Raw genomic sequence first — 5637 nt, forward strand, 5'->3', positions numbered from 1 at the left:
GTTCAAAAGGATCTTGCGGTTTTAGGTTTGCCAGGCGAGGTTGCGGTATATTTTCCGTATTCCTATTCGTTTGCCGGGCAGGTTATCATTATAGATGCCAGCAAGGTAAAACCCATTGATAAAAGCGCCGCCGACATCATGAAATTCGTGATATCAGGCGGGGTAAGCGGCTTGGATTAGGCGGTTTTTACCGTCGTTGCCTTTGCGGCAGGTACTTTCTTAAAACTTCTTATTGCCAGCAATACGCTGATCAGCATTAAAACCGCCCCAAGGATATATGGTGCTCCCGGAAAGTATATACTAATACCACGGTGTGTAAACAGGTGGAATACCGAACTCATCAGCAATGGCCCGATAATGACCGCCACACTGGTTAAACTGGTTAATGAGCCTTGTAGCTCGCCCTGCTCTTTAGGGGATACTGTGCCTGTGATAAGCCCCTGCAAAGCCGGCCCGGAAATGCCGCCAAGGCAATAGGGGATCATATACAGATACATTAACCAGCCATGGTTTACAAAAGCGATAAGCGTTAAACCGATGGTATAAAATAGCAAACCAGCTACAATATTTTTTTCCTGCCCAAATTTGGGTATGGTCCATCTTATCAATCCACCTTGTATGGCTACCAGTACCACGCCTATAAAGATACCCAGAGTTCCGATGCTGGGGAGCGTCCAGCTAAATTTCTCTATTAAAAAAAATGATAATACATATTCAACAGCTTTTTGTGCCACATAAACCAATGCAAATGCGCCAACTAAGCCACTGAGGGCAGGGTATTTGGTAAGGCTGCGCAATGAACTTATTGGGTTTGATTTTTTCCACTCAAATCTTCGCCTGTTTTTAAGGCTTAATGACTCCGGCAATACAAAATATCCGTAACCGGCATTAACCAAGGCAAAAGCTGCCGCCGCCATAAAGGGTAGTTTAACATTTAGTTCGCCAAGGTATGCACCCAAACCAATGCCTAAAATGAAGCCCAAACCAGATGCTGCGCCAACTAAACCAAAATTAGCGGCACGGTTTTTTCCCGTGCTGATATCGGCAATGTAGGCGGTTGCCGTTGAGGTACTTGCCCCTGTAATGCCGGCTATAGTTCGACCAACAAAAAGCCAGCCTATGGTAGGGGCAAAGGCCATAAAAATATAATCGATACCAAAACCAAGTAATGAGCTTAACAATATGGGCCGCCGGCCATACTGGTCGCTCAAATTACCCAAAATCGACGAGAACAGAAACTGCATGGAAGCATACGTGAAGGTTAAATAACCACTATATTGGGTAGCCGTGCTTACATCCACATGCCCCAAAGTTTCCAGTAACTTAGGCATCACAGGAATAATAACTCCTAAACCAAGCACATCAATAAACAGCGTAACAAATATAAAGCCCAGCGCCGCCGATTGCTTTTTTTTAGGTTTTTCAGTCATTAATTTGATAAATGAATAATCGTTATAAAAGTTTTAGAATAAGTATAATAAATTGGTTACAAAAGGGCAATTATGATATTTAGTATTAAGGTGACTTCTTTTTAAAACTCCTGATAGCCAATAATGCACTCACCAGCATCAGCAAGGCACCCAATATAAATGGCGCGCCGGGCAAATAAAGATGATTTTTAAAATTGGTAAAATAATAAAACAGGGTAGTCATTATCCAGGGGCCAAATATAGAGCTTAAGCTCATGAGGCTGGTTAAGCCACCCTGCAATTCGCCCTGTTCATTGGCGGGTACCTGGTTGGTCATTAAGCCCTGCAGGGCGGGCCCTGCAATACCGCCCAGCGCATAAGGAATCATAAACACAAACATCATCCAGCTTTGGGTAGCGAAGGCAAATAGTATCAACCCAAAGCTATAAAATAATAAACCTGTCCAGATGCTGCGTTCCAGGCCTAATTTAGGTAAAGCAATGCGGATAAGTCCGCCCTGTACCAGGGCTATCATCAGGCCGACAAAACCTAATGAGTATCCAATCAAATCCTCACTCCATTTAAATCTTTCAATGGTAAAAAATGTCCATATACTTTGAACCGATTGGGCAGCAAAGTAAAGCAGAAACAAAGAGACGGCCAGGCCGATAACCGATGGATATTTCCTGAGCTGTAATAAAGAACCAAGCGGATTAGCTCTCTTCCACTGAAATGGACGGCGATGTTCAACCGAAAGTGATTCGGGCAGGATGAAAAACCCATAGGCTGCGTTTAACAATGCCAGCCCAGCGGCAGCAAAAAAAGGATAATGAACATTCCATTTACCCAAGATTCCGCCTAATACAGGACCGATAATAAAGCCAATACCGAAGGCAACCCCGATGAGCCCGAAATTTTGAGCCCGTTTTTCGGGCGTGCTGACATCTGCGATGTATGCCGAAGCCGTAGTAAAGCTTGCCCCCGTGATCCCCGCAATAGTTCGGCCTACAAATAACCAGCCTATAGATGGGGCAAAGGCGAGGAAAAGATAATCTACCCCAAAACCTAAAAGCGAGATTAGCAAAATTGGTCTGCGCCCATATTTATCGCTAAGGTTTCCAATAGCGGGCGAAAACAGGAATTGCATTACAGAATAGGCCAGCAACATCAACCCCGAATACAGTGAGGCTTCGCTTAGTGAACCATGTATAAGTTTTTCTATCAGCGCGGGCATTACCGGTATAATGATGCCAAAACCAATAACATCTATCAGCATGGTAATAAAAATAAAGCCTAATGCAGCCTGTGGTTTAAGTTTGGCAGGTTGATCCATAGCCGCAAARTAACGATAAATTGTTACCGGGAGGATAATAACTTTCAGAAAAATCAGACCCCGCAGTTAAAGAATACCTATTCTCCCGTTTCAAAATCATTGCTATTTTTTTTATGTTTGAAAAGTTTTGGCAAATCATAATGCCTTGAAATGATTAACCTTTACCTCAATACTTTTCAATGACAACAACCATTAAAAACAGAATAACGTCTATTGATTTTCTTCGCGGTACCATCATGATCATCATGGCGCTTGATCATGTAAGAGATTACTTGTATTACGGCTCGTTTTTGTTTGATCCGCTCGACCTGGAAAAAACCACTGGCGCATTATTTTTTACCCGGTGGATAACGCATTTTTGTGCACCTATATTTGTGTTGCTTGCCGGTACATCGGCATTTTTAATGAGCCGGAAGAAAAGCAAAGCAGAATTGTCCGTTTTCCTTTTAAAGCGCGGCCTTTGGCTGGTGTTTCTTGAACTTGTTGTAGTAAATTTTGGCTGGAATTTTAATATCACCTTTCCCATGCTGTTGTTTATTACTATATGGGCATTGGGGATAAGCATGATCGTACTTGCAGCGTTGATTCACCTCCCCAAAAAGCTGATCCTTGCTTTTTGTATCATACTTATATTCGGTCACAATTTGTTTGATGGGTTTCACGTAAATGGCAATACATTACCTGCTTTTGGCTGGTCGTTACTGCACGAGCAGCGCCCTTTTATGTGGCACCATGAACTTCTCTTAATCGGCTATCCTATAGTTCCGCTGGTTGCTATTATGCCCCTGGGCTATTGTCTTGGCCAGCTGTATGCCCCGGGGTTTGATGTGGAGAAAAGAAGAAAGATTCTCTTTATAATGGGTGCTTCGGCCATTGTGTTGTTTATACTGCTTAGGTTTAGCAATGTATACGGCGACCCTGTAAAATGGAGCGTTCAAAAAAATGCCTTTTTTACTTTCCTGTCGTTTATTAAAGTGAATAAATATCCACCCTCGCTGTTATATGTTTTAATAACACTTGGCGCCGCCTTTTTATTCCTGGCATTTACAGAAAAATTGCAAAACGCAGTTGTTAAAGTTGTATCGGTTTACGGCAGGGTACCTATGTTTTATTACCTCATCCATATTTACATCATTCACTTAATAGCTTTGGTGGCATCCGCGTTAACTCCCGGGCAAAACTGGAAAATCTGGCTCCTTGACCAGCCAATATGGTTTACAACAAGCCTAAAAGGGTACGGGTTTTCGTTACCGGTTGCCTACCTGGTATGGTTTATTATTGTGGCTGCATTATACCCCTTATGTAAACGTTATGATGCCTACAAACAGGCCCATAAAGAAAAATGGTGGCTAAGCTATTTGTAGCCGCTTATAGGCTGGGGCATCAAGTAAAAAGTATTGCATAAAAAATGCCGCCTTTTCTGTGGCGGCATTTTTTATGCGKATAATTTTAAAAGTTCGGTTTCAATACGTATTTGTTGTAGAAACGTGTAATGTGCTCAACAGCTTCTTCGGCTGTATCAACCACACGGTAAAGCATCAGGTCGTCGGAGTTGATGGTGTGCTGATCGTTCAGCATTTTTTCCTCAATCCAGCTAAACAGGCCTTTCCAGTAATCAATACCAACAAATATAATGGGGAACCGCGCAATTTTACCGGTTTGTATCAGCGTCATGGCTTCAAACGATTCGTCCATAGTGCCAAAACCACCAGGCAATATGATAAAGCCCTGCGAGTATTTCATAAACATTACCTTACGGATAAAAAAGTAATCAAACTCCATGATCTTATCCCTGTCGATATATTTATTGTGGAATTGCTCAAAAGGCAGCTCGATGTTTAAACCTACCGATTTACCCCCGTTTTCATAAGCGCCTTTATTAGCCGCTTCCATAATACCTGGGCCGCCGCCCGATATTACGCCATAGCCATGTTCGGTTAGCAGGCGGGCGGTTTCTTCGGCCAGTTTGTAGTACTTGTTGTCGTTATGGGTACGTGCCGATCCAAATATAGATACGCACGGGCCAATTTTTGCCAGTTTTTCGAAGCCGTCAACAAATTCGGCCATTATTTTAAATATCTGCCAGGAATCGGTAACCTTTATTTCCTGCCAGTTTTTGTTCTCAAATGCTTGTCTTATTTTATCGTCTCCGGTCATATCGTTTGTTTTGTAGTCCTTGTAATCCGAAAGTCGGGAAAGTCCGAAAGTCCGGAAGTTGTTTTTTTTCTTAGTCCGGAAGTCCGGAAGATGTTTATTTCAATGATAGTGTATTATTATTACTTATAAGCTGTGTGTCTTAAATACTTTCAGACTTTCAGACTTTCAGACTTTCGGACTTTCCGTCTTCCGGTCTTTCAGACTCGAGCTCAGCAATAAGCCGACAAATGTAATTAATCCGTTTACAATGATAAGTTCATTGCTAAAAACATATCCGCCTAAAAGTGTTTTTGATTCGGCGTTTAAAAAGTAACAGATGGCAGGCGAGGCCATGCAAATAAACGGTACCAGTTTGTCCTTAACCTGCCTGTTGCCCACAAATAACCCAAACGAATAAAGCCCTAATAATGGCCCGTAAGTATAGGATGCTACAGCGAATATGGCGCTCACTACAGCCTCATTGTTAATGGCATTAAATATAATGATGGTTAAAAACATGAGTCCCGAAAAGGCGATGTGTACGGTATGCCTGGTACCAACCTTCTTTTTGCTGTTCAAATCCTGGCTTTTGTTAAAGCCTAAAAAATCAACACAAAATGAAGTGGTGAGCGCCGTTAGGGCCGAATCGGTTGTGGCAAATGTAGCGGCTGTAAGCCCAAGCATGAAAACCATGGCCGGTACAATGCCTAAGTATTGCAGGGCGATGGTAGGGTACAGGTAATCGGTTTTATCTACATG

5 protein-coding genes and 1 pseudogene are annotated in these 5637 nt (G+C 42.5%); 2 read left to right on the forward strand and 4 right to left on the reverse strand.

Annotated elements, in window-relative coordinates; genetic code table 11:
- Window positions 1-180, forward strand: a pseudogene (locus AC1DPZ_RS20785) (DUF502 domain-containing protein); the annotation flags it as partial.
- Here AC1DPZ_RS20785 and AC1DPZ_RS20790 read toward each other — a convergent pair.
- Window positions 177-1430 (reverse strand): TCR/Tet family MFS transporter, encoded by a 1254-nt coding sequence (locus AC1DPZ_RS20790; RefSeq protein ID WP_477406997.1) that lies wholly within the window; start codon window positions 1428-1430, stop codon window positions 177-179. The pseudogene AC1DPZ_RS20785 and the gene AC1DPZ_RS20790 sit on opposite strands and share 4 nt — an antisense overlap.
- Window positions 1431-1515: 85 nt before the next feature.
- On the reverse strand, window positions 1516-2742 hold the full coding sequence (locus AC1DPZ_RS20795) for a TCR/Tet family MFS transporter (RefSeq protein WP_477406999.1): 1227 nt from the start codon (window positions 2740-2742) through the stop codon (window positions 1516-1518).
- Window positions 2743-2921: 179 nt separating this feature from the next.
- On the opposite strand from AC1DPZ_RS20795, the gene AC1DPZ_RS20800 reads away from it, so the two are divergent.
- Window positions 2922-4106 carry an acetyltransferase domain-containing protein gene (locus AC1DPZ_RS20800; RefSeq protein ID WP_477407001.1) on the forward strand — a complete coding sequence of 395 codons (1185 nt, stop codon included), beginning with the start codon at window positions 2922-2924 and terminating at the stop codon, window positions 4104-4106.
- Window positions 4107-4191: 85 nt separating this feature from the next.
- On the opposite strand, the gene AC1DPZ_RS20805 is transcribed toward AC1DPZ_RS20800, so the two are convergent.
- A complete protein-coding gene (locus tag AC1DPZ_RS20805) occupies window positions 4192-4899 on the reverse strand; it encodes an LOG family protein (protein WP_477407003.1) in 708 nt (235 codons plus the stop codon).
- A 165-nt stretch (window positions 4900-5064) separates the two neighbouring features.
- Window positions 5065-5637: SLC5/6 family protein (locus AC1DPZ_RS20810; protein WP_477407005.1), on the reverse strand; the 573-nt coding region annotated here is incomplete at its 5' end.

Source organism: Mucilaginibacter sp. P4_G9 (assembly GCF_056400985.1).

What these genes read in the sequence shown, in the direction of transcription:
- AC1DPZ_RS20805 (WP_477407003.1), bottom strand. Translation starts at nt 4,899, where the DNA reads ATGACCGGAGACGATAAAATAAGACAAGCATTTGAGAACAAAAACTGG.
- AC1DPZ_RS20790 (WP_477406997.1), bottom strand. Translation starts at nt 1,430, where the DNA reads ATGACTGAAAAACCTAAAAAAAAGCAATCGGCGGCGCTGGGCTTTATA.
- AC1DPZ_RS20795 (WP_477406999.1), bottom strand. Translation starts at nt 2,742, where the DNA reads ATGGATCAACCTGCCAAACTTAAACCACAGGCTGCATTAGGCTTTATT.
- AC1DPZ_RS20800 (WP_477407001.1), top strand. Translation starts at nt 2,922, where the DNA reads ATGACAACAACCATTAAAAACAGAATAACGTCTATTGATTTTCTTCGC.